This window comes from Bacteroides sp. M10, from assembly GCF_014334015.1.
Taxonomy (GTDB): domain Bacteria; phylum Bacteroidota; class Bacteroidia; order Bacteroidales; family Bacteroidaceae; genus Bacteroides; species Bacteroides intestinigallinarum.
Map to the genome: position 1 here is coordinate 3,868,710 of NZ_CP060488.1, position 26,007 is coordinate 3,894,716.

A 26,007-nucleotide genomic window follows, 5' to 3' on the forward strand; every position below is an offset into this window, starting at 1 on the left:
TTGCCATTCAAACCTGTTTTCTTTCCGGCATGAACAGAACATCAGTAAAAGACCTGTAAAAATAAGGAAGTGAATCCTGTGCGACATATCTGTAACGTTTTCTTTGGCAAAGATAGATATTAACCTGTATTTACCTGCTTCTTTTCTCGTAAAAGTGAAAAGTCCAGTATATTATATATGAAAACCACCGGACTTCTCTTTAGTTAAGAAATCCGGTGGCTTATCAGATTTTATAAAGCGTATGCTTTATTTCGTTTGAATACGAATATTTCCGGCTTTCACTCCATTTGCTTTGGCTGTAAATACAATTTCTCCGGCAGTTTCACCAGCTTGTATGATAGCTGTCAACATTCCGTTGAAAGCATGCATCTTCGGAAGATGGAATTGTTCCAGGTTCGTCGGATCGCCATTGGCAGCAGCACGATATTTACCAGCTCCCTTTGCAGAGAAGTTTATCTGACGATTATCAGTAGGGCATAGGTTACCATCTTTGTCTACGACTTTCACAGTCACATACGCTAAGTCTTTTCCGTCTGCAGTCAATTCGTTACGGTTGCTGACCAATTCGATGTGATGAGGTTTTCCGGCAGTGCGAACCACTTTTTCCGCTACAGCTTTTCCATCTTTGTTATAGGCTACTACTTTTACTTCTCCCGGTTCATATACAGCATCCATCCACATCAGACGATAGCGGTTCTTCAACGAACTATTATTCTTGCTTTGTTTACCATAACTTTTACCGTTGATAAACAGTTCGGCTGTAGGATAGTTGGTATATACAAATATAGGAGTCACTTCGCCTTCACGTCCCGGCCATGTCCAGTGAGGCAGAATATGCAAAGTTTCCGCATCCTTATTCCATACACTGCGATACAAGTAATAGCGGTCTTTAGGCAGACTGGCAAGGTCGATAATACCAAACATGGAACTGTGATTGGGCCATGCATCCGTATCATAAGGTGATGGTTCACCCAGATAGTCAAATCCTGTCCATACAAATTGTCCGATTGTCCAATGGTTATCGTCGGCCAGTGCAAAGTCCTCATCCGGAATATTTGACCATGAACAGGCTTCTACATCATAAGAGGAACATTGATGGTCTTCATATTTGGTACTTTTCTTATCCTCTACCGGGAATTTGTATACCCCACGTGAACTGACAGTAGAAGCAGTCTCACTACCCAGAATCAGATTCTGCGGGAGTTGGTCATAAGATTCTTTATAGCGTTGGGTACGGTAATTAAGTCCCGGAATGTCAATCATGGCTGCAAATCCGTTCGCAAGTACACAAGTAACCTGATCCATTCCGCAGGTGACAGGACGTGTCGGATCTTCTCGGTGGCAAATGTCTTGTAGGAATTTAGCCACTTTATAGCCGACAGGGCTACATTGGGTTGGCACTTCATTACCGATACTCCACATAATCACACACGGGTTATTCCGATAATTATGGAGCATATTTACCATATCACGTTCCGCCCATTCATTGAAATAACGGTGATAACCGTTTTCACACTTGGCAATGTCCCATTCATCGAACGGTTCAATCATCATCATAAATCCCATTTCGTCACACAACGCTACGAGTTCGGGAGTCGGCATATTATGAGAAGTACGGATAGCGTCACATCCCATATCTTTCAGCAATGTAAGTTGATGGCGAAGCGCTGCCACATTAATAGCGGCACCCAGCGGACCTAAATCATGGTGATTACATACCCCTTGGAATTTGCGATGTTTTCCGTTCAGATAGAAACCCTTATCAGCGATATATTCAATGCTGCGGATACCGAAACGTGTCGTGTAAGTATCCACCAGTTTATCATCTGCGTAAATTTTGGAAACAGCCTTGTAGAGTGACGGACTTTCCGGTGACCAGAGTTCGGGCGCATTTACAATAAAGTTTTGTTCGAATGGTTGTCCGTGATTAATGCGGCTCGTATTCTCTTTGCTGGTAACCACTTTTCCGTCCGGAGAAAGAATCTCTGTCTCTATACGGATTTGTGTTTTCTCACCGGCATTATCAATCTTCGTTTGAAGACGTACGGCTGCAAAGTCCTTGCTGACATGAGGAGTTGTGATTTGTGTTCCCCATACAGGCACGTGCACTTTATCAGTCACGATCAGATGCACATTACGATACAAACCTGCTCCCGGATACCAACGCGAGGACTGCGGACGATTTTCCAAACGTACGGCCAGCGTATTATTCTTTCCGTCTTTGTTTAATAAAGACGTCACGTTACAGTGGAAAGAGTTGTAGCCGAAAGGCCAGAAACAAGCTTCTTTTCCATTTACATAGACACGTGCCTCACTCATGGCGCCATCAAAGAGCAGCGTCACCTCCTTATCGGCAGGAGCATCAAAACTGGTTCGATACCATCCGGTGCCTACATAAGGGAGCCCACCGGTACGTCCTGTTTTCAAGGAAGCCTTTTTCTCGAAGTTCTGTGTTACAGCTACATTCTGCAGGTCATTATTCATATCGAATGGACCGAAAATCGCCCAATCATGCGGAATAACAACCGACTCCCATTTAGTGTCATTAAACTCCGGCTGGCTAGCCTCATTAAAATCTCCTTTACTGAATTTCCAGTTTTTCTCGAGCAGCGTCTCACTGCGTTGCGCTTGCAATGTGCAAGCGGCGCCCATCAAAAGTACAGCTAATAACTGTTTTTGGTGTTTCATGTTCATTTTTGCTTTTCAGGTATAAAATATTTTGGATTCGGGGTAAAGTTATAAAAAATGATTCAATAATCTTATCTCTTGAAAGCATTAAATGCGCTGGTCGGTTTACCACTGTCGTCAAACATGCCTTTTCCATAGTTCTTCCAACCACCATAACTCTGCGGTTCCCAAGAGAATACACCAAGGCATTGTTCCACTTGTTTGGCTTTCGTCATAAAGTCTGTGAAAAAGTCTTCAGCTTCGGAATAGTCCCAGGGAATACCAATTTCGCACATCATCACCGGAGTGTTGTATTTGGCAATCAGACTTTTCATATTGGCAATACATTTGTTGTTCATATCTTCCCAATCATCGGCTGCTCCCTCTGTCGGGTACATATCCGGATAAAGAGACATGCCGATGACATCCCATTTGGCATTGTTGTCATGCAAATAACCGAAAATCCGGTTGTATAGATTGGCATCATTTCCTTGGTCGAGGTGTACAATCACTTTCGCATTCGGATAAATCTCTTTAACAGCATTGTAGCCGGAGTTAATGAATTTCGCAAAGTTTTTAATACCGTCACTACTCGTTGTTTGTCCGGTGGGGAATAGCATGCCCTGATGAGTTTCATTACCCACTTGCACCCATTCCACATCAATACCCATCTCTTTGATTGCACCGAGTACATCTTTGGTATGGTCGGCAATCGCCTGCTCCAGTTCTTCTACCGTATAATTTTCCCAGGCTTTGGGTTTGGCTTGCTGAACAGGATCGGCCCATCTGTCACTGTAATGGAAGTCGATCATCAGGCGATAGCCCAAATTGTGTGCTCTCCATGCTTTGAGCAATACGTCACCCTTATTGCACCAGCCTTTTACATCTTCCGTGTCATTTTCCGGGTTCACCCATACACGTAGACGAATTGCATTTATACCCAGGTCACGAAGCAGAGACATACATTCCTGTTCTTTTCCATCGGAGGTATAGAATTTATATCCGGAACTTTCCATTTCCGACAGCCAACTGACATCAGCTCCCCGGGCGAAGCCGGACATATCATAAGTGGTTTCCGTCTTTTCCGGGAAAGTCGGAGTATCATTATCATCATCACAAGCGGTGAAGATGCTTCCGCAAAGTAGTGCGGAAGCTATCATTATATATTTTCGTATCATAGTGATTCTGTTGAATTTAATAATCATGTTGTTGAACTTAGAATGTTATTCAGTGATTTCAGTCATTGTAAACTCCATCTTGTTGAGATCCAACGTAATGAGATATTTACCCTCCTTGGCGGGTTTTATGTTATCACCATTTTGGTCACTTAGATAGAGCCCGCTTTCAGAAGTATAGTACAATCTCCAGTCCCAGTTAATCTGATCGGAATTCGTATTCATGAGGAAGTAGAATCCGTCACCGATAGTGGCGATATCGCATTCTGCACTCCATATTCCGGTTTCCTCATTATATATCATCAGGTCTTTAGCCGTTGACCAGCCATTGAAAGTTCCATATACATTGATTTGTTTGATTTCAGTAGGCTTCCAGGTTAAGTTGACATAATCTACTTCGATTGTATAACTTTTCTTGCCGGAACCATCGAACCAGATGTTGTAATGCTCTCCTGTTGTAAGAGCAAGGCTATAAAGATTGTTGGGATCAGAGCCATACCATGTGTCTGTTGATGGGTCTACTATCTGGAAGTTTTCATCGCTGACGGTTTGGAATACAGTGCGATAAGTTCCTGCAGTTTTACCGGGTTCAAGTTTGCGGTATAACTTTCCCCACCATGAGTCGGCACCTTGCATTTCTAGATAAGAGGGATAAGTCGGTTCTACACTTCCTCCTTCCGTCACTTCCACTTTCCATGCTTGCGGGTTGTTCAGGTCAATAATCAATGTACATTCTCCGGCTGCTGGTACGTTTACTGTAATATTTCCGGCAGAAACATTCGTTCCAGTATTGAATGTCAATTCATTAGCAGAACCACTAAAGGCGAAAGAAGTATCTTTGGCTTTCGTATCGTCAATGCTGTTATCAGCTCCGCTGACGCTGGTGTTATCATATAGTTTACCTGTTCCATTCATCTGAATATTGATAGTGCCGGCTCCTGTAGCAGTAAATATACCCTGCCATTGATTCTTGTCACGTTTGTATTCCATCGTGATACCTCCGTCGATGCCACTTACATTGAGTGTTGGCATCCATAAAGCAGTCCATAGTTTTTTGGTGGTATTGACATTCGTATAGTAACAGCCTGATTGACCGGGGAACCACAAATCCCACGTTCCTTCAGCAGCATCAGTTGTCAGGAAGAACGGAGTAGCCGTACTACCTGATTTGGCTGTGTGCCAAACAGTACCATCGGCTTCCTGTAGATAGAAACCCTCCCAAGAAGTGGCTCCCATAAAGCCGATATAGTTGCCATCCGCATTGGCTGCATACAGATCTTTTCCTGAATCCTTGCCGTCTCCCTTATTGATAATATTGGCAAATCGCATATCAATTTCATAAGGAGTAACCATGACTTTTACCACATTACTGTATACAGGAGCGATGTTACTTCCGTTTCTTCCGGCAAGCCGGAAATAGAGCGGCGCTTCTTCTTCGGGAGTAGCTTTCAACTGATAAGCGACGATATTTAAGGCGGAGACAGAGTACGTCTTTGATACTCCACTTTCGGTCGTTTCCAGAATCTGCCCGGAGAAATCTTCCGTGCGTGAAACCTGTACGGAAGTTTGTACACCGGTGGTAGGCTGGTATCTTGAATCGCTCACTTGCAGCGTCTGGTCAGTCCAGGCAAGCGACAAAGCATAAAACTTAGCTGTCTCCTTTGTCAGTACGACAGAACTGGCAGAAGCTATCAATTCGTTCTCTTCCGGGCTGGAGAGAAAATAGGTATCCCCATCTTTCTCGCAAGCACCTAGTAATAGGAGAGCGGAAAGTAAAGTGAATAGATTATTTAGTTTTTTCATATCGTTGTTCCGTATTAATATGATTAATAGTTTTCATTGTATAAGTTTGGATTGGCCGTCAGTTCGGTAGCAGGTATCGGATAGATATTGTATTTGCTCTCTACTGCCTTACCGTCTTTTACGCCACCTTTCCATTGCCATACATAGCTGTTGGTTGTAAATTGATTGAAGCGGATCAAGTCCGTACGGCGATACCCCTCCCAATACAGTTCACGGGCACGTTCGTTGATGATAAACAGTTCGTTGATTTCAGACTCGCTTTTGTTATGAGTGTTGTCGCCGAAAGCACGTTCCTGTAGCTCATTGATATAAGGCAGTACATTTGCCAGAGTTGCTTCCGTTCCTCCACGTACCACAGCTTCTGCCATCATTAAATATACATCGGCCAGACGGAATAGGGGATAATCTGTATTTACACCACCGTCTGCGGTGTTGGAAGCAGTCTGTCCGGCATCAGTCAGGTTAGTCCATTTTTCTACGAAATAGCCATTGCTTTGGTCATCTATCTTTTCCAGGTCCCGGGTTTGTCCGTCGGTAAAGAACATATACCGCTGGTCGGCTTCTTCGTTACCTGAGAAAAGTTGAGGAATTTCTCCGCGTACACGGAACATACCCCATCCTGATTTTACACCGTAATCTTCCGGTATCTGTTTTTCGGACGTGTTGCTCACTGCGCCACAAACAATGTAAGTGGATGATCCCCATGACACGAGATTGGTTGCGTCTACCGGGAGGGTGAAGATTATTTCGTTCGTACGTTTGTCATTATCGGCATTAAACAGCTTGTAATAATCGCTTTCCAGTTGATAACCCTGTTCGATAACCTTTTTACAGGCTTTGATACATTCGTTGTATTTGGAAGTCTGGGTATAAACTTCCGCATTCAGATATAATTTGGCAAGTAATGTATATGCAGCTCCTTGGGAAGCGCGTCCGTAAGGACAGTTCGCTTTATTTAGCATTTCATCTTTAATGTCATTCAGTTCACTTTCAATATAATCGAAAATCTGCTGGGCTGTATAGCGGGGAGGCAGATATCCGACTAGCGGGTCATTTTCCGTCACAAACGGGATATTGCGGAACAGATCGAGTGCGTGATAGTAGAATAAGGCACGCATGAAACGGGCTTCGGCACGATAAATGCGAATTTCAGTCTGCTCCTGGTCCGTGAACTGTGCTATCTTTTCATCGGTGGTATTGCGGAGAAACTCATTACATAAAGCAATGTTGTAATAGATACGGTAATACATATCCGATACCCAAGGGTCGTTAGCGTCCCAACTCAAATACGTCAGTCCCGTCACGTTGTCACCGGACAGCCAGGTAGAAGCCACTTCATCCGTTCCACATTCCTGCAAGTTGAAGAAACAGCGCATATAATCCTGTCCGCTGTTACTACTCAAATCGTTGTCACCATTCTTTTCCTGTCCGGTGGTCACCATGGCTGCATAGATTTTTCCCAGAACGGCTTTATAGTTTGCAGCACTGGTATATATGGTAGAAGATGTTTCTTCTTCGTGTGGATATTGGTCCAAGTCGCCTATGCAGGAACTCATCAGGAGTGCGCTGCAAAAATAAAGGGCTGTATAAAAAATCTTTTTCATAATCGATGCTTTTAGTAATTAGAAGTTAATACCTATGTTGAGAGAGAAAGTACGTGGGCGTGGATAAAACGAATTGTCCACACCGTTGGGAACTTCCGGGTCAACGCCGCTGTATTTGGTGATACAGAATACATTTTGCACCATGGCACTCACATTCAGACTGCATCCTTTATAAATAGTGCCGAAGTTGTAACCCAATGAGAGATTATCCATTTTCAGGAAAGAAGCATTCTCTACATAGTAGTCAGAGAGGTATTGACGTGTCTGGAATCCTGTTTTCAGGTAGGTTGATGACAGGTTGTTCAGCTGGTAAGAGTTGTAGCTGACAGTTTCCCAGGCACCGCTGTTCATAGCCATCGCGTTATAGACATAGTTTCCGATATTGGCACGCAGGCTGGTGCTCAATGTCCACTTCTTGTAACGCAATGAGGTACTGAAACCGAGGATATAGTCGGGAGCCGGAGAGTGGTAGCGGTACAAGTCGTTCGAGTTGATTTGTCCGTCCCCGTCGAGGTCTACGTAAGCTCCCTCTACCGGTTTGCCGGTTTTTTCATCATACAGTTGGTGGTAAACGTAGAACATATAAGGAGCATATCCCTCGCTCAATGTCTGTACCTGATAACTGTCGATATATGGACCTACGGAAGTATTGGTGGCAGGCGTACCGGCTGTCAGTGATAAGTTTTTCACTTTCATCTTCTGCCATGTCATGTTGAAACTCAAATCCCAGTTCCAGTCCTTGGTCTGTATGGGTGTTGCGTTCAGACTGAATTCCACACCCTGACTGTCTACATTTCCGACATTGGTCGTGATGTTACGATCGAATGTAGTACCGGCAGCAGCAGGTACGGTGGCAATCAGGTCTTTGGTCTGACGGGTGTAGTAGTCGAAACTACCGGTGATGCGGTCTTTGAGAAAACCGAAGTCAAAACCCACATTCCATGAAGTGGTTGTTTCCCATTTCAGGTTGGGTACATACGCTTTGGGGCGGTAAGTAGGAGTCGGAGTGCCACCGATAAGAGAGCCGGCACCACTTTGACTGATCGTATAGATAGGGAGGTAGTTGTAGTTACCTATACCGTCTTGCTGCCCGGTGACACCATAACTGGCACGCACTTTCAGCGTACTGATGACTTTATTGTCTTTCAGGAATGATTCTTCTGTCACTCTCCATCCTAATGCTACTGACGGGAACGTACCCCAACGTACATTTTTAGCGAAGCGCGAAGTGGCATCGCGACGTACAGTAGTAGTCAACATATAGCGGGAGTTGAACGAGTAGTTCAAACGGCCATAATAAGAGAGTAATACATGGCGTTCGTCAGAGGCTTTCGATGTTTTCTGTATTTCTCCCAACGTGTTCATTTCGCTGTAAAGCGGAGTCGTGGATTTCCAGTACTGATAATCGTAACCGGCTGTTACATCAAAACTACTCTTAATGGATTCCACCAATTTGTTGTAGTTGGCATACAGAGTCAACAGACGGTTTTCTTTTTTCTGTGGGCCATAGCTGTAATCCAAACCGGAAGTGGTGTAATTCTGTGCAGCTTCTGCCGGAACATATACACTTCCTTTACCTTGTGCATAGTCATAACCTAACGTAGCATGCAACTTCAAATCGGGGAAGAAGTGAAGACGATAGTCTGCATCAATGTTTCCGATAAAACGTTTTACTGTACTTTGTGAGTCATTCATATTGAGAAGTCCCACCGGATTCATGACTGCTCCGTTCACGGGAGCACCGGTGTTGTCAATCGCTTCCGTATATCCGCCGAATGTGTCTAGACCCGAATATACCGGAATGGTAGGATTCATGGTCGAAGCAGCCCAAATGGCACTTGTATTGGCAAATGTGTTCTTATTGATAGAACCTTTAGCATTGATATTCAGTTTTAAGTGGTCTTTAAAGAAAGACGGATTCAGTGTGATGCTTCCGGTGTAACGCTCCGCGTTGTCAGTACGTAATAAACCACTCTGATTGTAGTAACCGATAGATGCACGGAAAGGTAAGTTTTTGGTAATCTTTCCAGCAACACTTAGATTATTGTCCGTACCGAATGCATTCTGATAGATTTCATCGTTCCAATCCGTGTGTGCCGTGCCGAGTAACGCCCGTTGCGCATCGGTTCCTTTGCTTTGGATGGTATTGACAAATTCATCGTAGCTCAACATATCTGCCAATTTGGTGCGGGTTTGTACAGAGTTGGTCGTACTGAAAGTAAATTTCAGTTTATCCGAACTTCCTTTCTTGGTAGTAATCAGAATAACCCCGTTGGATGCACGCGAACCGTAAATGGCAGTCGAAGAAGCATCTTTCAGAATGGTCATACTTTCAATATCGTTCGGGTTGATGAGGCTAAGGAAATTCCCGTCATTACCGCTGATGCCTCCCTGTTCCAAAGGAACGCCGTCCAGTACGATCAAAGGGTCATTACTAGCGTTCAGTGAAGCACCACCACGCACACGGATCGTGCTTCCCGCAGTGGGAGAACCACTGTTGGACATGATTTGCACACCGGAAATCTTACCATTAATCAGTTGCTCGGGAGAGCTGACCAATCCCATGTTGAAGTCCTTGCTGCTGACGTTAGTTACCGAACCTGTCAGGTCGCTTTTACGCTGCGTACCATAGCCGATTACTACAACGTCGCTCAATACCTGTGAATCACTTTTCAACTGGACATTCAAAGTAGTACTGTTGGCAGGAACAGGTACTACCTTTGTTTCATATCCTACATAAGAGAATTGCAACTCTTTGCTGCCCTGTGGCACATTGAGTGTATAATTACCGTCGAAATCGGTCACTGTTCCGGTAGAAGTACCGACAATGAGGATACTTACTCCGATCATCGGTTCCTTGTTCTCGTCAATCACTTGTCCGGTGATTTTCTTGCCTCCTTGTTGGGCGAAGGCAGGAATGATGCCTCCTAAAAAGGCTGTACACAACATAAGTAGTACAGTCAGATGGCGTAGATTTAAGATATTCCTGTTCATAATTACTGTGTTATTGATAATAGATTTATTTTTACTTTTTATTTGTTCCTGTTTATTCCAGCCAGATTTCCCCTAATTCAATCTCGACAGTTGATTGCGAATGACCTGACATTGATAACTCCAGCTTCTCAATCTTTTCCGGTAGAAAAGCGATTTCCGTTTCCGGATGGAAATACTGTTTCAAGAATGTCGGATAAGCTATCGGCAGCAGTGCCGTGTCTGTCTGGCGTAAATCTTTCAACGGTATCCGTATGATTCCCTCCGATGATGGAGCAGGACAAGGGCTTTTATAAGTATATCCGTCTGACGTTACGAAACCGGCACTGAATCCTTCCGGAAGTGCTTTCGTGCGATTTACCCGGATACAGAGAACGCTACAATCCTTTACTCTTTCTTTTCTTTCTTCAATCAGGTTCTTTACGAACGTGCGGAGGAAATAGTGCGGATTTTCTCCTTTAGGAGTAAACCGGAACCGGAGCAAAGGTTTTTCCACCGGAGAAGAATCAACCAAAGTACGTTGGAGATCATTCCATTCGGGAAGCGTGTATGCTTCTATCCGGCTATCTGCGTCCGTAATAGTCAATAGTGGTATCGCACTATCTGGGGCAACAACACGAGTAGTCCAATAGGCTCCGGAAGTATAATTCCACTCCAGTGGATTTCCCTTTATTCCCGATGATGAATTCCTGTAACCGGAATTTCCTGTGGGATAAGTGCGAGTGCTGTTGCCCCGGCATACGATGATGTTATACCTGAAACAATCATCCTTTATTTCTGTAGCGGGTATCGTTGCTTGATAGGTATATCCGCCTGTACGTTTCATCTTGATATATGGATTATGCTCATTCCAAAAAGATATCTTATCGGTGTAGATAATCACAGAATCCGGGAATTCGGTTCCTACCACCTGTGCACTAATCGTTAAATCCTTATTTGCTTCAGTGGTTGCCGATGGAGTATGAACGACTTTATAATCCGTCACACGTGGAGCAGGAGCCACATATTCTCCGATGCGGATGGAATTCCATTGAGAGTCTGCCTGCCAGTTCTGTTGGGGCGTACAGTTTTTACGCTTCAGTAGATAGGCACCCGGACGAAGTCCGCGGATGATCCCATCTGTCACATCTCCTTTCTGCTGATTCCCTTGATTGAGGGCCGTAAGAGTAAATTCCATCCCTAAATCAGGTATTTGCAAAGCCATGTCCCAAGCACCATAAGCGATGGTAACCACTTCTTTATCGAGTGACGGTTTGGCAAACGGATCGTTCACTACTACCGCGTCCGGCATCACTTCAAGTCTCCAGACTCCCGGTTCGAGGCAATCCATGAAATAAGCTCCTGTTCCTTCATAACGAATGACCGGAGAACTGCCACAACCGGCAATGGAAACAAGTTGTGACGCATCTTTGGGCTGGGTGTTGGTATGATTGGAATAATAGAATTTCTTTCCATTATTTAATTCGCTCAAGTCCTCTGTATAACTGACACGAAAACCGTCACCAAATAAAGTGTCCTGTGGATAACTGCCATATGATTCACCTCTTTTCAGACTGCGTGCAGCTTCGGCGGCTATCTTCATACTGATAGCTTTATGAGGTGTATAGGCAAGATTCAAGAAATGAGTCTGATATTCCGTATTGGCATAAGCGATATCCATCGGATCATACGAAAACTGGGTAATCCATTGAAAACCTGCTGTACGGAAAGTGCGTACCATGGCCGGATACATATAAGAATACATGATATCTGCCGGATCGAACTCATATACCATCCGTGTTTTCTTATCGAATTCTTTCACTTTATCGGAAAAGGGAATATCATAGCGGTCTATATAGGGAAGGAAATTTCCCTGCTGTGTCTGTCCGGATACCAGTCCGATGGGATACCATTGATAAGTAGTTCCCTGAATGGCAGTTTCGTAATAAGCCTCTACTACATATCCGTTGTGGCTTACATTATAGAATACAGGTTTGCGGTTTCCTGTTTTATTGATCGCTTTCAGCATCCGGTTGATATAGGCTTTTACCTCTTTCTTCGTACCGGAATGACAAGGTTCATTATTGATTTCGAACCCAACAATGGAGGGATCGTCTTTATAAGCTAACCCCGTATATGGATTGACGTGTTTCACCAAACCATGAAGATAGGTTTCTTGTGCAGCGATAGCTTCCGGGTGGGAGTGCATATCGCATTTATCATATTTATAGGAGAAGCCGCCCGTCTGTATGTTTCGTTCGGGATATCCGTTCCCGAAGTTGGTCTGCGCGGTAATCACAATATGAATATTGCGTTCTTTGAGTTTGGCAATCAGGTAGTCCATCAAGTCGAGATGCTCGTTTTCGAGGAGATTTCCCTGTCCGTCTGTCAGCTCCACATCCCATAAATGAATACGGTAAGCATTCAGTCCCAGACGGGAGATATGATATACATCTTTATCTATGGCAGCTTTGCGGTCCAGTCCCAAATATCCAATGGCACGGTAAGCATGGGCGAAAGGCAGCGTATAATTAACACCGAAAAAGGAAGCCTCCCGGCGGGTGTCACTCCAACGCATCACCCCATTTCCATCTATATATATAATAGGTGCAGAGGATGATTTGCCCTGCACTTTGACAAAGGCAGATATCAAACAAATAAAGGTAAGGATCAATAGTCTTTTCATGCTATCAAATTTATCGGTTTATTGACAGCAACAAAAGTAATTTATTGGTCATTTCAATAAAAGCACAGATTGGACATATAAGGATAAAAATAGGACGAAATGCTCCAAAATGCCTCTACAGGTCTTCATTAAGGTACTGACGTGGCGTTTTTCCGAATTCTGCCTGAAAACATTTGGAAAAATAGGAGTGATTGGAAAAGCCTACCATATACATCACTTCGGCAACGGTAAATTTCTTTTGTTGCAACAACATGGCCGCCTTTTTCATCCGGATCGATTTGATGTATTCCACTGGAGACATTCCGGTCAGTTGTTTGATTTTCCGGTAAATCTGCTTATTGCTGATACCGGATAATTCACAAAGTGCATTTACATTCAATTCCGATTCAGAAAGATGGTCCTCAATCAGGCGGATAATGTTCGACAGAAATTTCTCATCTTGAGATTCTGCTTCGATTGGTTTAAGAACAGGCAACGATTCCAACTGCTTTTTCACCTGTGTCGCCGGAATCTCTTCTTTCTCTACGGCGATGACAGGGATATTCAGGCCAATGGAAGTTCCTTTTCCTTCGTTCGAGGTGACTCCGTTGATGTGACCGCCATGAAGTTCCGTATAAGTCTTGACCAGATAAAGTCCGATACCCGTACCTTCCTTATTGCCGGAATGTGGAGACTGGAAAAAGCGCTGGAAGATATATGGAATATCTTGTTGCGGGATTCCGCTTCCTGTATCTGAAACACAGATATCCAACAATCCCGTTTCTTCACGATAGAAAAGAGACAGACGGACGCTTCCGCCATCCGGGGTGAATTTGACGGCATTTGAAAGCAGATTATCTAAAATCACTCCAAGTTTGATGGCATCCATATCAGCATAAATCTTGGCTTTATTTGTCTCGAAATGGAATGTGATCTGTTTGTTTTCCTCATAGACAGAAAACAGGCTACGGCTGAATGACACAAGTTCGATGCGCGACAAAATCAGCAGTGAATCTTTATTATCCTCTATCCGGTTGAAGTTTAATACCTGATGAATCAATGAGTTTATTTTCATTGCATTACGTTGCACCTCCTCCAGTGTCTGTTTCTCATGCACTTCTTCTGCAACGGGGAGCAATTGACTGACAGGAGCGATAATCCGGCTAAGCGGTGTCTTTAATTCATTAGACAAATTGGTAAAGAAAGCCATTTTCTGGCGTGATTGCTCCAGAATCTTCTCTTTTTCCATCCGTTCCATTTTCAGACGGTTCTTGACACGGAAAAAGTTGATAACCCAGGCAATGAGGCTCAAGAATAAAAGAATGTAGACTATCTTTGCCCAAAGTGTGTAATACCATGGAGGGAGAATTTTAATATTCAGGATATATGGATGCTCGGAAGGAGAACCGCTCTTTTCTACTTTGCTGATTACCAGCTGATAATCCCCATAACCCAGATTACTGTACGTAATGCGATTCGTGTTGGATTGCAGGAAATTCCATTCTTTGTCCATACCTTCCAGCCGGTAGACGAATTCATGTTTTTCTTCTAGCGAGTAGGGGAGGTCTGAAAGTTCGAAAGCCAGGTTGTTCTGGTCGTATTTTAGTTCGATAGCATCGGTATAGCGGATGTTGGGAATATTCTCTCCGGTATGCGGAGACATCAGTTGATTGTTGATATATAAGGCAGTCAGTAAAATGGAGTGCTCCGGCTGATTCATGGCTTGTATTTCGGGACGGGATATGCCGAACCCGTCTGCACCTCCCAGATAGATATTTCCATCTTCCGAATCAAACATGAGACTGGTGAAACGTTTATCCGTCAGGCTTTGCTGGCGGGCATCCATTGTTCTCCGGTCGATGATCCAAAGTCCGTTAGTGGTGGAAACCCAGATATGTTCTTTTACAGAGGTCATAGACAGAATCTCGTTATTGCTGAAATTGCCGAAAGAGATACTTTGCTGACTCGAGTCTTTGGGATTGATACGCATCACTCCTCCGTGAAATCCTACCCAAAGCATGCCGTCTTCATCCCGTAAAAGGTAGTTCGGGCTCTTCTCGCCACTTAATTCATCGGCAAACAGCTTTGTCACTTGTCGCGTACGGGCATTGATTTTGTCTATCCCTTTGCTGTTGTATAACAATACCCATACATTACCTTCCGCATCAGGGACAATCTGATTAATGAACATCCCCGACAGCCCATTATGAATGGAATAATTTTGATCGGCCACATACGATCTTCCGGCAGATTGTATCAGTTTATGTTTGTCCACAACAAAGATACCTCCGAGACAGGTGGCGATCCAAAGCTTCCCGTCAGTATCTTCAAACAGGTAATAAGCCCAGTTGGTATTATAAGTTCCTGTACTGTCTACGATGTTGTAGTGTACAAATTGATGGGTATTATAGTCATAGCGGTTGATACTTCCGTCTGTGGCTATCCATAACTGCTGTTCTCTATCCTCGTAGATGTGCCGTATCCGGTTGTGGGATAACGGATGTTTTTTATCCCCCATTCTATACCAGATAGCATCGTGTTTATTGCCTGCCGGATGGGTGAACCGGATCACTCCGTTTGTACCTCCGAACCAATAGAATCCTTTGGAATCCCGGAACAGGGAATAGAACTGATTTCCGTCTCCTGTGCCTGTGATTTGAGAAATCGGTACAAATTGCAGCGCACTGTTATAGCGTGACAGGGAAATGCCATAATCTGTTCCCAGCCAGATATTATGTTCCTGATCCGAGAATATGTTCCAGATAATATTGTTGGTTAGTGACTGGATATTGCGTGAATCGTGAATGATATGCTGCAAAGGTTCTTTGTCATTCTGGTACACATAAAGCCCGTTGTCTGTACCTGCCAGCAAATTTTCATCTCCGTCCAGTGCCAGTGATTTGATGGAGTTGTTATGAAATACCTCTATCGCCTTCATCTCTCCTGTAGTGGGATTGTATTGGAAGAGATAACCTTCCATCCCGATCCAGATACATTGTCGGGCGGTATCTTCCAACAGAGAATTGACAAACAAATTGCTGCCTCCCCGGTTAACTGGCAAAAGGATGTTTTCAAATTTTCCACTTGCCTGTACATAGCGGCATAATCCGTTGTAAGTACCTATATAAATTTGATTATCTTTTGTATGAATGATGGAATAGATGGTGTTATGAGGCAATCCGGTCTGTTTGCTATCGAAATGATTCAGTTGACGACTTTTTAACTGATAAATATATAATCCGTTCAACGAACCTATCCACAATGTATCTCCCTGGAGTGCCATGGTACGGACATCCGTTGGGAAATCAGTATCCGGTTGCTCATATTTGTCTGTTCGATAGTTATAAACAAGAATCCCGTTATCTGTTCCCAGATATAAATAAGTGTTATCTGCTATAATACCGCAGTAGATACGTGTGTTAGTACGTTCTCCATACGTGAAATGCTGTTGTGTGGAATAACCGTCATAACTGAATAAACCCTTGTTGGAACCTACCCATATCAGTCCCTCGCTATCTTGCAGGAAGCAACTAATCACCGAAGCTTCGGCTCCGAGATAGATGTTGTCGAATTGCTGATAATTTACTTTTTGCCCATACACATTGCCACTGCTACAGTAGGCAAGGATGAGAAAAAGAATTGTTGTCATTCGTTCGCGCATGGTGTTAGGTTTGCAGGTTTCTAAATCTGTAATTGTTGTAAAAGTATTCCTTCTTTCCTGCAAATGTAGGAAAAATGTCGGTTACACTTGTAAATATCCCGCTCTTTTTGTTCCTTTGCTATCTATTTATAAACAGAAAACTTACGTATGAGAAAACTAATTTATTGGCTTTTATTGCCGTTGGCAGTGGCTGTGAGTGCATGTGGCGGTAAAAAAGGATCTTCAGATAATACGTCGACATTGGCGATGATAGACAGTGTGGATGCTCACGGATTGCAGCGTATGCAGACGTCTAAGAGCGAAACCGACTTTAAGTTTAAGGGGAAAGATTACCATTCCCTCGTTTCGCGTACTCCGGATGAAAATCTGCCCCATGTGACAAACGAGATGGGAGATACCTATGTCGACAATAAAATAGTGTTGCACCTGACGCGTGGTAACGAAACCGTGTTGAACAAGACCTTTACCAAGAATGATTTTTCATCGGTAGTCGATGCGAACTTCCTATCTAAGTCTATATTGGAAGGCATTGTATATGACAAGACTACTCCGCAGGGAATTGTGTATGCAGCGAGTGTTTGTTATCCGCAGACAGATTTGTATATGCCGCTTTCCATAACGATTACCGCTGATGGAAAAATGAGTATACAGAAAGTGGATATGCTTGAAGAAGATTATGACGATGAAGCACCCAATTAAGCTTGTAGGCGGGTGTTGACAGTAAAATTACACAAATGTGAAAACATTTGAGACAAAAGAAAGGCAGCCAATGAGGTTGCCTTTCGTATTTTTGCACCGTCAACAAACTTAATACCGAATAGAATGAAGAAAAACATTTTTGCTATCTGTGTGGTAGCAGTAGGATGTACGGCACTGACCGCTCAAACCAAAGATACACAAACGTTGGTTCCGCTTACGGAACGGGTAAACGTGCAGGCGGATTCGGCACGCGTCAATCAAATTATAGACGATTGCTGGGTAGCAGTAGGGACTAAAAAGCCTCATGCAATTCAACGCGACTTCACACGTATGTTCAACGGTAAGCCTTCCTATCGTTTTGAATTGAAGGAAGATGATAACACCCTGTCAGGATATGCCAAAGGGGAAACAAAAGGGCGTGCGGAATTTTCTTATTGTTATGCAACTTCCGATGATTTCAAAGGCCTGCCTGCCGATGTTTATCAGAAAGCGCAGATTACCAAAACTGTATATCATCATGGGAAAGGTATTTGTCCGCAAGGAGCTTCCCGCGACTATGAGTTTTCCGTATATATTCCTTCTTCATTGGGTAGCGATGTCTCGACAATTTTTGCCCAATGGCATGGGATGCCGGATCGTACATTGGTACAAACTCCACAGGGCGAAGTGAAGAAACTGACGATTGACGAGTTCGTTGAACTGGAAAAGACTACGATCTTTAAAAAGAATGAAGGGCACGAGAAAGTAGCCAAACTGGATAAACAAGGTAATCCGGTGAAAGACAAACAAGGAAATCCTGTATATCAGGCCGGAAAGGCCAACGGATGGCTCGTGGAACAAGGAGGCTATCCTCCATTGGCGTTCGGGTTCTCTGGCGGATGGTTCTATATCAAAGCAAATTCCGATCGTAAGTGGCTGACGGATAAAGACGACCGTTGCAACGCAAATCCCGAAAAAACACCGATTATGAAACCTGTAACATCAGACTATAAAGCATCGACCATTGCTTACAAAATGCCTTATGCCGATTTTCCGAAAGACTGCTGGATTACATTCCGCATTCATATCGACTGGACAGTCTATGGCAAAGAGGCGGAAACGATTGTAAAACCGGGTATGCTCGATGTGCAGATGGACTATCAGGAAAAGGGGAAAAAGGTTAGTAAACACATTGTAGACAATGAAAAAATCATGATTGGACGTAACGACGATGATGGTTATTACTTCAAGTTCGGTATTTACCGTGTAGGTAATAGCACTAAGCCGGTATGTTACAATCTGACAAACTATTCAGAAAGGTAATTAGTCAGAAGATAAAAAGAGAGTGATATCCGGATGTTCTTTTTGTGAGCATCCGGATATTTTTTTAGTTCTTTTACCGTTTATTTGTCAGCGCAGCAATGATATACTTTCCTGGTGCTCCAATTTTACTCCATGATGTATTTGAAAGTAGTTTCCATATCTGCGTGCCTTTTCTGCCATAATCCGATAGCCGGAGAATCGTTTGTTTCTCTTTCTGGTCAGTCACTTTATGGTTGTCCAGGCTCTCCATCAATCCTGCTATGTTGTGTGTAGCCAGATTGTAGGCATACCCCGGAATTTCAATCGAAACAACGTTGTTTTCTTCTTCTTCATGATTTAGTTTAGTTTGGTTTAGTTTAGTTTGTCGGGAAATGTCTGCATTTTCTGAACTCAACTCTTCTTGAGTCGATAAAATGTCTACATTTTCCGGGTTCGTATCCTCTTTTTGTTTCCCGTTTTTGGGTTTGCTATCTAATAAATAAGGTAATTGAGAGAAATCAATTTTCCTGCGTACCGTAGCTTCCAGCCAGACTTTTTGAATTTGTTTCGAGGTCAAAACTCCATATCGGTCGTAAGTCTCTTTATGAAAGAATCCTTTTTCCAGCAATAGTTCAACAATTTTTTCCATCGTATCCTCTTTAATTCCTCCACCAATTTTACGGATAAAAATCAGACTTTGTTCTTTTCCCCAAGAGATATAATACCCTTCTTTATAGATTTTGCAAAGTAATCTCAATACGATGTAAGAGGCTAACATTCCATATTTGGCTTCTAATAATTCCATGACTTCTTCATCGAAAAAGTTTGCAGGTGTCGGGAAATAAGGTATACCTTTGTTAATCATACTCATTATTCAATCTTTTTTATTGTAAATTACACAATCGCTTTCCATTCGAGCAGGTTTCCAATCATAAATCTTCTCCATGCATGTTGTTCTGTACTCCAATAGACGATGGACTCTTGTCTTGGCGTGTTTTGATACTCTCGATGAAAGAATTTTTCGTATCCTACCAACGTGCCTTGTTCCATGCAGAATGTGCCGTCTTGTTTATAAAAAGCTATCATGGCATTTCCATACTGCATGCGTTCTATCAATTCTATGCACTTTTGCACTATTCTTTCAGCATATTTTTCCGAGAATCCTTTTTCGGATACAATACGTTTTTTCCATACTAATTTGCAAGATGCGATCTTGCTTTTGTCGATTTTTCTTTTCATTGAAAAATAATTAAAATTAAAAATGCGTGTTTAGTGAAGCGAGAATACTCCCTGAAAGATAGTGACGCTATATGGGGGATATAGTGACGCTATCCTCTGCTTATAGTGACGCCATCTCAACCGGATAGCGTCACTATTTTTCTGGGATATAATTCTCTGTTTTTAGCCGGTTTAAAACGGCGTCAAAAGTAGAGCTTGCATTTTACCTGCACAATTATTTTTGTCAATACCTGTTTGATACTTTCTCTTTCTCCTGTCTTTCTTCCTCTTCCAACTGTTCCCGTTTGGCTCTTCTGATAACAGATAATTCTGTTTCTATACTGCTGATTTCCATTAGCTTATAACCTCCGTGCTTGGGTATGTATAGTATTTCTTTCTCATAGATATGTTCAGCTAAATCTTTGAGCTTTTTGGAGTAGTTGACATGAGCTTCTCCTTCCTCAAACTTGTGTAGGTATACCGCCAGTAAAGCTGTTGGGTCTCCGGTGAGCCCGCCTCTTTTTTCCAGTTCATCCCTACTGATGATTTCCCCTTTCTGATGTGCTCTTCCCTCTTTTTTTAGCTTTTGAGCACTGTTTTCTACTTGTGTTTTAGACTCTCTGTGAGTTGTTTTTTTACTAGCCATGATTTGCTAATTTTAATAAAGTTAATAATACTGAAAAATAAGTCTACATTTGGTAAGCGTGTGCCAGGTATGCAAAAAGATTTGTTTTTTTGCCGCTTGCCAAATGGTATATATATAAAATAACTAGTGATGCAAATGATGAACAAAAATGGATTTAGCCGGTGTGCAGAGTTCTACATCGGTCGTTTGCGGAAGGAAGGGAGGCATTCTACAGCGCATGTCTATAAGAATGCTATTTTTTCTTTTAGCAAATTTTGTGGCACGTCCCATGTGTCGTTCCGACAGGTCACCCGCGAGCGTTTACGACGTTACGGGCAGTATCTTTATGAGTGTGGTTTGAAGCCTAATACGATTTCTACGTATATGCGTATGCTTCGTTGTATTTATAATCGAGGAGTAGAAGCGGGTAGTGCACCTTATGTGCCTCGGTTGTTTCATGATGTTTATACGGGAGTAGATGTTCGCCAAAAGAAAGCTTTGCCTATCGGTGAATTACGTAGACTTCTGTATGAGGATCCCAAATCGGAGCGTTTGCGTCGAACGCAGGCTATTGCTGCCTTGATGTTTCAATTCTGTGGAATGTCATTCGCGGATTTAGCGCATCTGGAGAAATCAGCTTTAGATCAGAATGTGTTGCGGTATAACCGTATCAAGACTAAAACTCCGATGAGTGTGGAAATACTTGATACTGCAAAGGAAATGATTAACCGGCTTCGTAGTAATCAGGATTCTCATCCGGATTCTCCGGATTATCTGTTTGATATTCTTCGTAGTGATAAGAAACGGACGGATGAAAGGGCTTATCGGGAATACCAGTCTGCCCTTCGTCGATTCAACAACCGTTTAAAAGACTTAGCGAGAGCTTTACGTTTGAAGTCTCCTGTCACTTCTTACACACTTCGCCATTCTTGGGCAACGACAGCGAAGTATCGGGGAGTATCGATTGAAATGATTAGTGAATCATTGGGACACAAATCTATAAAAACCACACAAATCTATTTGAAAGGCTTCGGACTTAAAGAACGTACGGAGGTAAATAAAGGGAATTTATCTTACGTGAGAAACTGTTGTATAGACAGATGGTAGATATATAAAATATTGATAATCAGAAGTAAAATGTGTGTGTTACTTCTTAGGTAACAGAACTTAAATTTGACGCAAAGATAGACAAAAACACGAATAGTAAGCAAATATTCTTCCACTTTTTTTCGTTTTATCTGAAACATAGAGCAAAAAACTGTCTGAACATGAAATAATCTTATTTCCATGCTCTATACTTTTTCATTGCCTAATTCAATAGTTTTCTTATTGAATATTAGGCTTTTCCATTTTCTACGCCTTTGTCATGTATGTGATTTCTATTTTCACTGTAGTATGCGTTTCGTGTATGTATTGTCTGTTACCTAAGAAGTAACAGATGAACATGGGGTAAAAAAGTATGATTTTAACAAAACCGAAATCAGTAAATGCCGGGCCTAGTAGTGGGACAGGGGAAGGCGTAGCACACTCAAAACGCTGGTATGTAGCACTCGTTCGAATGCATCACGAGAAGAAAGTTGCCGAGCGTTTATCTAAGATGGGAATTGATTCTTTTGTTCCTGTTCAGCAGGAAATTCATCAATGGAGTGACCGTCGTAAGATGGTTGAATCTGTTCTTCTTCCAATGATGGTATTTGTTCATGCTGATCCATCTGAACGTAAAGAAGTTCTAAGCTTTTCTACAGTGAGCCGTTATATGGTGATGCGTGGAGAAAGTACTCCAGCAGTGATTCCTGATGAACAGATGGCTCGTTTCCGTTTTATGCTTGATTATTCAGAAGAAGCTATTTGTATGAATAGTTCTCCATTGGCACGTGGTGAAAAAGTTCGTGTCGTGAAAGGACCTTTGACTGGACTGGTTGGTGAATTGGTCAGTGTTGATGGTAAAAGTAAAATAGCAGTTCGGTTAAATATGCTTGGCTGTGCCTGTGTAGATATGCCTATTGGTTATGTTGAATCTGCAGACATTCATGTGGGCTAATTTTTCTAATTTGAATTGATCGATGAAAATACAAATGCTTTTTCGGACTCTTTTTCTATTTTTGATACTGGGAGTTTTTTCTCCTTTAATGGCTCAAAGCATGAGCGACTCCCAAGTTCTTGAATATGTAAAGGATGGCATCCGCCAGGGTAAAGAACAGAAACAACTAGCTTCTGAACTGGCACGTAGAGGTGTGACCAAAGAACAGGCAACTCGTGTGAAGCAACTATATGAACAACAAAACAATGTCAATGCTTCCAATGCAACGGGTACCGATGTCAATGAATCACGCCTTCGTGAGGAAATGAAAGAAAACACTTCCGATATGCTGGAAGACCATCCGAGCACTCAAGACCTCGCACGTGGCAATCAGGTTTTCGGACGAAATATTTTCAACACCCGTAACCTGACTTTTGAACCCAGCGTCAACATCGCCACTCCCTTGAACTATCGTCTGGGTCCGGGTGATGAAGTGATTATTGATATCTGGGGAGCCAGCCAGAACACTATCCGCCAACAGATTTCTCCTGACGGCACGATCAACATTCAGAAAATAGGTCCTGTCAACCTGAACGGACTAACTATTGCTGAAGCCAATGACTATCTCAAAAAGACATTAAACAAGATATATAATGGTCTTAATAATGCGAATGATCCCACTTCGGACATCCGTCTGACTTTGGGCAGCATACGTACTATCCAGATCAATGTAATGGGTGAGGTTGTCCAACCGGGTACTTACTCCCTCTCTTCTTTTGCCACAGTCTTCCATGCACTTTACCGTGCAGGTGGAGTCAGTGACATAGGAAGCCTTCGTAATGTGCAGCTGGTACGTAATGGTAAAAATATCGCCACAATCGATGTCTACCAATTTATCATGAAAGGAAACATTCAGGATGACATTCGTCTTCAGGAAGGGGATGTAGTAATAGTTCCCGCCTATGACGTATTGGTTAAGATCGACGGAAAAGTGAAACGCCCAATGCGTTTCGAAATGAAAAAGGATGAAAGTCTATCCACTCTTATCAGCTATGCCGGTGGCTTTGAAGCCGACGCCTATACCCGTTCCTTACGTGTCGTACGCCAGAACGGACAGGAATATGAAGTAAACACAGTCAAAGACCTTGACTATAGTGTCTATAAAATGCGAAACGGTGATGTTGTGACCGCCGAAGCCATCCTTAACCGCTTCATCAACAAACTAGAAATCCGTGGAGCCGTTTATCGTCCCGGCATCTACCAGTTGAATGGAAAACTGAATACAGTCCGTGAACTGGTAAACGAAGCTCAAGGCCTGACCGGTGATGCCTTCTTGAACCGTGCCGTTCTCTACCGCCAGCGTGAGGACTTGACTACCGAAGTTGTTCCAGTAGACATTAAAGCCATCATGGACGGTACTTCCCAAAACATCATCCTGATGAAAAACGATATCCTTTATATTCCGAGTATTCATGACCTGGAAGACAGAGGCAACGTCGTAATCCACGGTGAAGTAGCCAAACCGGATTCTTATCCTTATGCTGATAACATGACCCTTGAAGACTTGATTATTCAAGCAGGTGGATTACGTGAAGCCGCTTCTGTAGTCCGTGTAGATGTATCCCGTAGAATTAAGAATCCTCGTAGTACAGTAGATAACGATACTATCGGCCAGATATATACATTCTCCCTAAAAGAAGGCTTTATTGTAGATGGAACCCCTGGCTTTGTGCTTCAACCTTACGATGAAGTTTATGTACGTCGTAGTCCGGGTTATCAGGCTCAACAGAATGTGGTTGTTGAAGGTGAAATTCTGTTCGGAGGCTCTTATGCTATGACTAGTCGTGAAGAACGTCTTTCGGACTTAATCAATAAAGCGGGAGGTGCAACGAATTATGCCTACTTACGTGGTGCCAAATTGACTCGTGTGGCCAATGCAAGTGAAAAGAAACGTATGGGTGATGTAATCCGCCTAATGAGTCGACAGTTGGGAGAAGCTATGATGGACTCTTTAGGTATTCGTGTAGAAGATCATTTTACAGTTGGAATTGATTTGGAAAAAGCATTAGCGAATCCTGGTAGTACAGCAGATATTGTCTTGCGTGAGGGTGATGTGATTTCTATTCCGAAAAATAATAATACGGTTACGATCAATGGTGCCGTGATGGTTCCGAATACAGTTTCTTATATAAAGGGTGAAGATATAGATTATTACTTGAATCAGGCTGGTGGTTATTCTGAAAATGCAAAGAAGAGTAAGAAATTCATCGTTTATATGAATGGTCAGGTAACTAAAGTGAAAGGTAGTGGTAAGAAGCAGATCGAGCCGGGATGTGAGATAATTGTGCCTAGTAAGGCTAAGAAGAAAACTAATATTGGCAATATTTTAGGTTACGCTACTACATTCAGCACATTGGGAATGATGGTTGCTTCTATTGCCAATTTAATAAAGAAATAAGAATACCTTTTATGGCTACCCTGATAGAACAAGAATCTGAAAAAGATATAAAACAAAAACGGAATAATTATACGGATGAAGAAATCGAAATTGATTTGATGGGTATTCTTCGTAAGATTATGGGTATTCGTAAGAAGATCTATAAGGCTGCTGGTATCGGTTTGGTAATTGGCGTTATTATAGCAATCGGTATTCCTAAGCAGTACACGGTTGAAGTTACTCTTTCTCCGGAGATGGGAAGTGCTAAAGGTGGTGGTCTATCTGGTTTAGCAGCTTCTTTTCTTGGAAGTGAAGTTGCTATGAGTGATGGTATTGATGCTTTGAATGCTTCTTTGTCTGCCGATATTGTTTCTTCTACTCCTTTTTTGTTAGAGCTTTCTACAATGGAAATACCTGTATCGAAAGATGAAAATATGACATTGAATATTTATTTGGATGAGGAATCTTCTCCATGGTGGAATTATGTAATTGGACTTCCTGGCATGGTAATTGGTGGAATGAAATCATTATTTGTTGAAGAAGATAATGAATTAGTAGTTTCAGGTAAAATCAATCATGGAGTAATTGAATTATCTAAGAAAGAGTCAAGAAAGATTGGAACTTTGAAAAAAATGATAACTGCCTCTGTAGATAAGAAAACCTCAATGACTTCCATTTCTGTTACTTTTCAGGATCCTAAGGTTGCTGCAGTCGTTGCCGATTCCGTTGTGAAGAAATTGCAGGAATACATTATAGACTACCGTACCTTCAAGGCAAAAGAGGATTGTATTTATTTGGAGAAACTTTTCAAAGAACGTCAGCAAGAATATTATGCTGCTCAGAAGAAGTATGCTGATTATCTGGATTCTCATGATAATATAGTTTTGCAGAGTGTTCGTGCCGAACAGGAACGTTTGCAGAATGATATGAGCCTTGCTTACCAGGTATACAGTCAGGTTGCCAGTCAGCTTCAGGTTGCCAGAGCCAAGGTTCAGGAGGAGAAACCTGTGTTCGCTGTTGTAGAGCCTGCTGTAGTACCCTTGGAACCTTCGGGAACCAGTAGAAAGGTATATGTTTTGGCTTTTATTTTCCTATCAGTTTGTATTGTTATCTTTTTGAATTTATTTGGAAAAGATTTTCTGAATAAGTTCAAAGAAGTATGTGCCTAAAATCAATCTTTAA

Annotated in this window: 16 protein-coding genes; 6 read left to right on the forward strand and 10 right to left on the reverse strand. The window is 42.5% G+C overall.

From position 1 onward, the window contains the following. Positions 1 to 246 precede the first annotated feature (246 nt). The 7 genes from galB to H8796_RS13800 form a co-directional block, all read right to left on the reverse strand. Entirely contained in the window at positions 247 to 2,694 is a 2,448-nt protein-coding gene (gene galB, locus H8796_RS13770) for a beta-galactosidase GalB (RefSeq protein ID WP_117931983.1), read from the reverse strand. 65 nt (positions 2,695 to 2,759) lie between these two features. Beyond that, entirely contained in the window at positions 2,760 to 3,845 is a 1,086-nt protein-coding gene (locus H8796_RS13775) for a glycosyl hydrolase 53 family protein (protein ID WP_004312461.1), read from the reverse strand. A gap of 45 nt (positions 3,846 to 3,890) precedes the next feature. Next, complete coding sequence (locus H8796_RS13780; protein ID WP_117931985.1) at positions 3,891 to 5,645, reverse strand: DUF5114 domain-containing protein; 1,755 nt, start codon at positions 5,643 to 5,645, stop codon at positions 3,891 to 3,893. Positions 5,646 to 5,668: 23 nt separating this feature from the next. Continuing rightward, positions 5,669 to 7,249 carry a RagB/SusD family nutrient uptake outer membrane protein gene (locus H8796_RS13785; protein WP_117931987.1) on the reverse strand — a complete coding sequence of 527 codons (1,581 nt, stop codon included), beginning with the start codon at positions 7,247 to 7,249 and terminating at the stop codon, positions 5,669 to 5,671. Positions 7,250 to 7,267: 18 nt separating this feature from the next. Further along, positions 7,268 to 10,243, reverse strand: a complete 2,976-nt coding sequence (locus tag H8796_RS13790) for a TonB-dependent receptor (RefSeq protein ID WP_117931989.1) — start codon at positions 10,241 to 10,243, stop codon at positions 7,268 to 7,270. Between the two features lie 52 nt (positions 10,244 to 10,295). Continuing rightward, positions 10,296 to 12,905, reverse strand: a complete 2,610-nt coding sequence (locus H8796_RS13795) for a cellulase family glycosylhydrolase (RefSeq protein ID WP_117931991.1) — start codon at positions 12,903 to 12,905, stop codon at positions 10,296 to 10,298. Between the two features lie 115 nt (positions 12,906 to 13,020). Then, positions 13,021 to 16,545, reverse strand: a complete 3,525-nt coding sequence (locus H8796_RS13800; RefSeq protein ID WP_117931993.1) for a two-component regulator propeller domain-containing protein — start codon at positions 16,543 to 16,545, stop codon at positions 13,021 to 13,023. A 147-nt stretch (positions 16,546 to 16,692) separates the two neighbouring features. On the opposite strand from H8796_RS13800, the gene H8796_RS13805 reads away from it, so the two are divergent. Continuing rightward, complete coding sequence (locus tag H8796_RS13805) at positions 16,693 to 17,244, forward strand: DUF4738 domain-containing protein (RefSeq protein ID WP_009000762.1); 552 nt, start codon at positions 16,693 to 16,695, stop codon at positions 17,242 to 17,244. Positions 17,245 to 17,367: 123 nt separating this feature from the next. Further along, positions 17,368 to 18,546 carry a heparin lyase I family protein gene (locus H8796_RS13810; RefSeq protein ID WP_117515322.1) on the forward strand — a complete coding sequence of 393 codons (1,179 nt, stop codon included), beginning with the start codon at positions 17,368 to 17,370 and terminating at the stop codon, positions 18,544 to 18,546. A 73-nt stretch (positions 18,547 to 18,619) separates the two neighbouring features. Here H8796_RS13810 and H8796_RS13815 read toward each other — a convergent pair whose 3' ends face one another. From H8796_RS13815 to H8796_RS13825, 3 genes are all read right to left on the reverse strand, one after another. Beyond that, a complete protein-coding gene (locus H8796_RS13815; protein WP_117931997.1) occupies positions 18,620 to 19,396 on the reverse strand; it encodes a DUF4373 domain-containing protein in 777 nt (258 codons plus the stop codon). A gap of 23 nt (positions 19,397 to 19,419) precedes the next feature. Beyond that, positions 19,420 to 19,764, reverse strand: coding sequence for an SH3 beta-barrel fold-containing protein (locus H8796_RS13820; RefSeq protein ID WP_117931998.1), 345 nt, complete (start codon positions 19,762 to 19,764; stop codon positions 19,420 to 19,422). Positions 19,765 to 19,987: 223 nt separating this feature from the next. Then, positions 19,988 to 20,389 carry a DUF4119 family protein gene (locus tag H8796_RS13825; protein ID WP_117932000.1) on the reverse strand — a complete coding sequence of 134 codons (402 nt, stop codon included), beginning with the start codon at positions 20,387 to 20,389 and terminating at the stop codon, positions 19,988 to 19,990. A 135-nt stretch (positions 20,390 to 20,524) separates the two neighbouring features. Between H8796_RS13825 and H8796_RS13830 the strand changes: the two genes are divergently transcribed. The 4 genes from H8796_RS13830 (at position 20,525) to H8796_RS13845 (ending at position 25,994) form a co-directional block, all read left to right on the forward strand. Then, the gene (locus tag H8796_RS13830) at positions 20,525 to 21,475 is read left to right on the forward strand and encodes a tyrosine-type DNA invertase cluster 3b (protein ID WP_270435780.1); all 951 of its coding nucleotides are present in this window, start codon (positions 20,525 to 20,527) and stop codon (positions 21,473 to 21,475) included. A gap of 352 nt (positions 21,476 to 21,827) precedes the next feature. Next, the gene (locus H8796_RS13835; protein ID WP_032846245.1) at positions 21,828 to 22,409 is read left to right on the forward strand and encodes a UpxY family transcription antiterminator; all 582 of its coding nucleotides are present in this window, start codon (positions 21,828 to 21,830) and stop codon (positions 22,407 to 22,409) included. A gap of 22 nt (positions 22,410 to 22,431) precedes the next feature. Beyond that, on the forward strand, positions 22,432 to 24,846 hold the full coding sequence (locus H8796_RS13840; RefSeq protein ID WP_370539776.1) for an SLBB domain-containing protein: 2,415 nt from the start codon (positions 22,432 to 22,434) through the stop codon (positions 24,844 to 24,846). Between the two features lie 11 nt (positions 24,847 to 24,857). Next, positions 24,858 to 25,994 carry a chain-length determining protein gene (locus H8796_RS13845; RefSeq protein ID WP_117932006.1) on the forward strand — a complete coding sequence of 379 codons (1,137 nt, stop codon included), beginning with the start codon at positions 24,858 to 24,860 and terminating at the stop codon, positions 25,992 to 25,994. Positions 25,995 to 26,007: the final 13 nt, after the last annotated feature.

Excerpts from the sequence above, each read along its gene's own strand:
- H8796_RS13845 (WP_117932006.1), top strand. The coding sequence starts at position 24,858 with ATGGCTACCCTGATAGAACAAGAATCTGAAAAAGATATAAAACAAAAA.
- H8796_RS13805 (WP_009000762.1), top strand. The coding sequence starts at position 16,693 with ATGAGAAAACTAATTTATTGGCTTTTATTGCCGTTGGCAGTGGCTGTG.
- galB (WP_117931983.1), bottom strand. The coding sequence starts at position 2,694 with ATGAACATGAAACACCAAAAACAGTTATTAGCTGTACTTTTGATGGGC.
- H8796_RS13840 (WP_370539776.1), top strand. The coding sequence starts at position 22,432 with ATGAAAATACAAATGCTTTTTCGGACTCTTTTTCTATTTTTGATACTG.
- H8796_RS13785 (WP_117931987.1), bottom strand. The coding sequence starts at position 7,249 with ATGAAAAAGATTTTTTATACAGCCCTTTATTTTTGCAGCGCACTCCTG.
- H8796_RS13790 (WP_117931989.1), bottom strand. The coding sequence starts at position 10,243 with ATGAACAGGAATATCTTAAATCTACGCCATCTGACTGTACTACTTATG.
- H8796_RS13775 (WP_004312461.1), bottom strand. The coding sequence starts at position 3,845 with ATGATACGAAAATATATAATGATAGCTTCCGCACTACTTTGCGGAAGC.
- H8796_RS13820 (WP_117931998.1), bottom strand. The coding sequence starts at position 19,764 with ATGAAAAGAAAAATCGACAAAAGCAAGATCGCATCTTGCAAATTAGTA.
- H8796_RS13815 (WP_117931997.1), bottom strand. The coding sequence starts at position 19,396 with ATGAGTATGATTAACAAAGGTATACCTTATTTCCCGACACCTGCAAAC.
- H8796_RS13825 (WP_117932000.1), bottom strand. The coding sequence starts at position 20,389 with ATGGCTAGTAAAAAAACAACTCACAGAGAGTCTAAAACACAAGTAGAA.
- H8796_RS13830 (WP_270435780.1), top strand. The coding sequence starts at position 20,525 with ATGATGAACAAAAATGGATTTAGCCGGTGTGCAGAGTTCTACATCGGT.
- H8796_RS13795 (WP_117931991.1), bottom strand. The coding sequence starts at position 12,905 with ATGAAAAGACTATTGATCCTTACCTTTATTTGTTTGATATCTGCCTTT.
- H8796_RS13800 (WP_117931993.1), bottom strand. The coding sequence starts at position 16,545 with ATGCGCGAACGAATGACAACAATTCTTTTTCTCATCCTTGCCTACTGT.
- H8796_RS13835 (WP_032846245.1), top strand. The coding sequence starts at position 21,828 with ATGATTTTAACAAAACCGAAATCAGTAAATGCCGGGCCTAGTAGTGGG.
- H8796_RS13810 (WP_117515322.1), top strand. The coding sequence starts at position 17,368 with ATGAAGAAAAACATTTTTGCTATCTGTGTGGTAGCAGTAGGATGTACG.
- H8796_RS13780 (WP_117931985.1), bottom strand. The coding sequence starts at position 5,645 with ATGAAAAAACTAAATAATCTATTCACTTTACTTTCCGCTCTCCTATTA.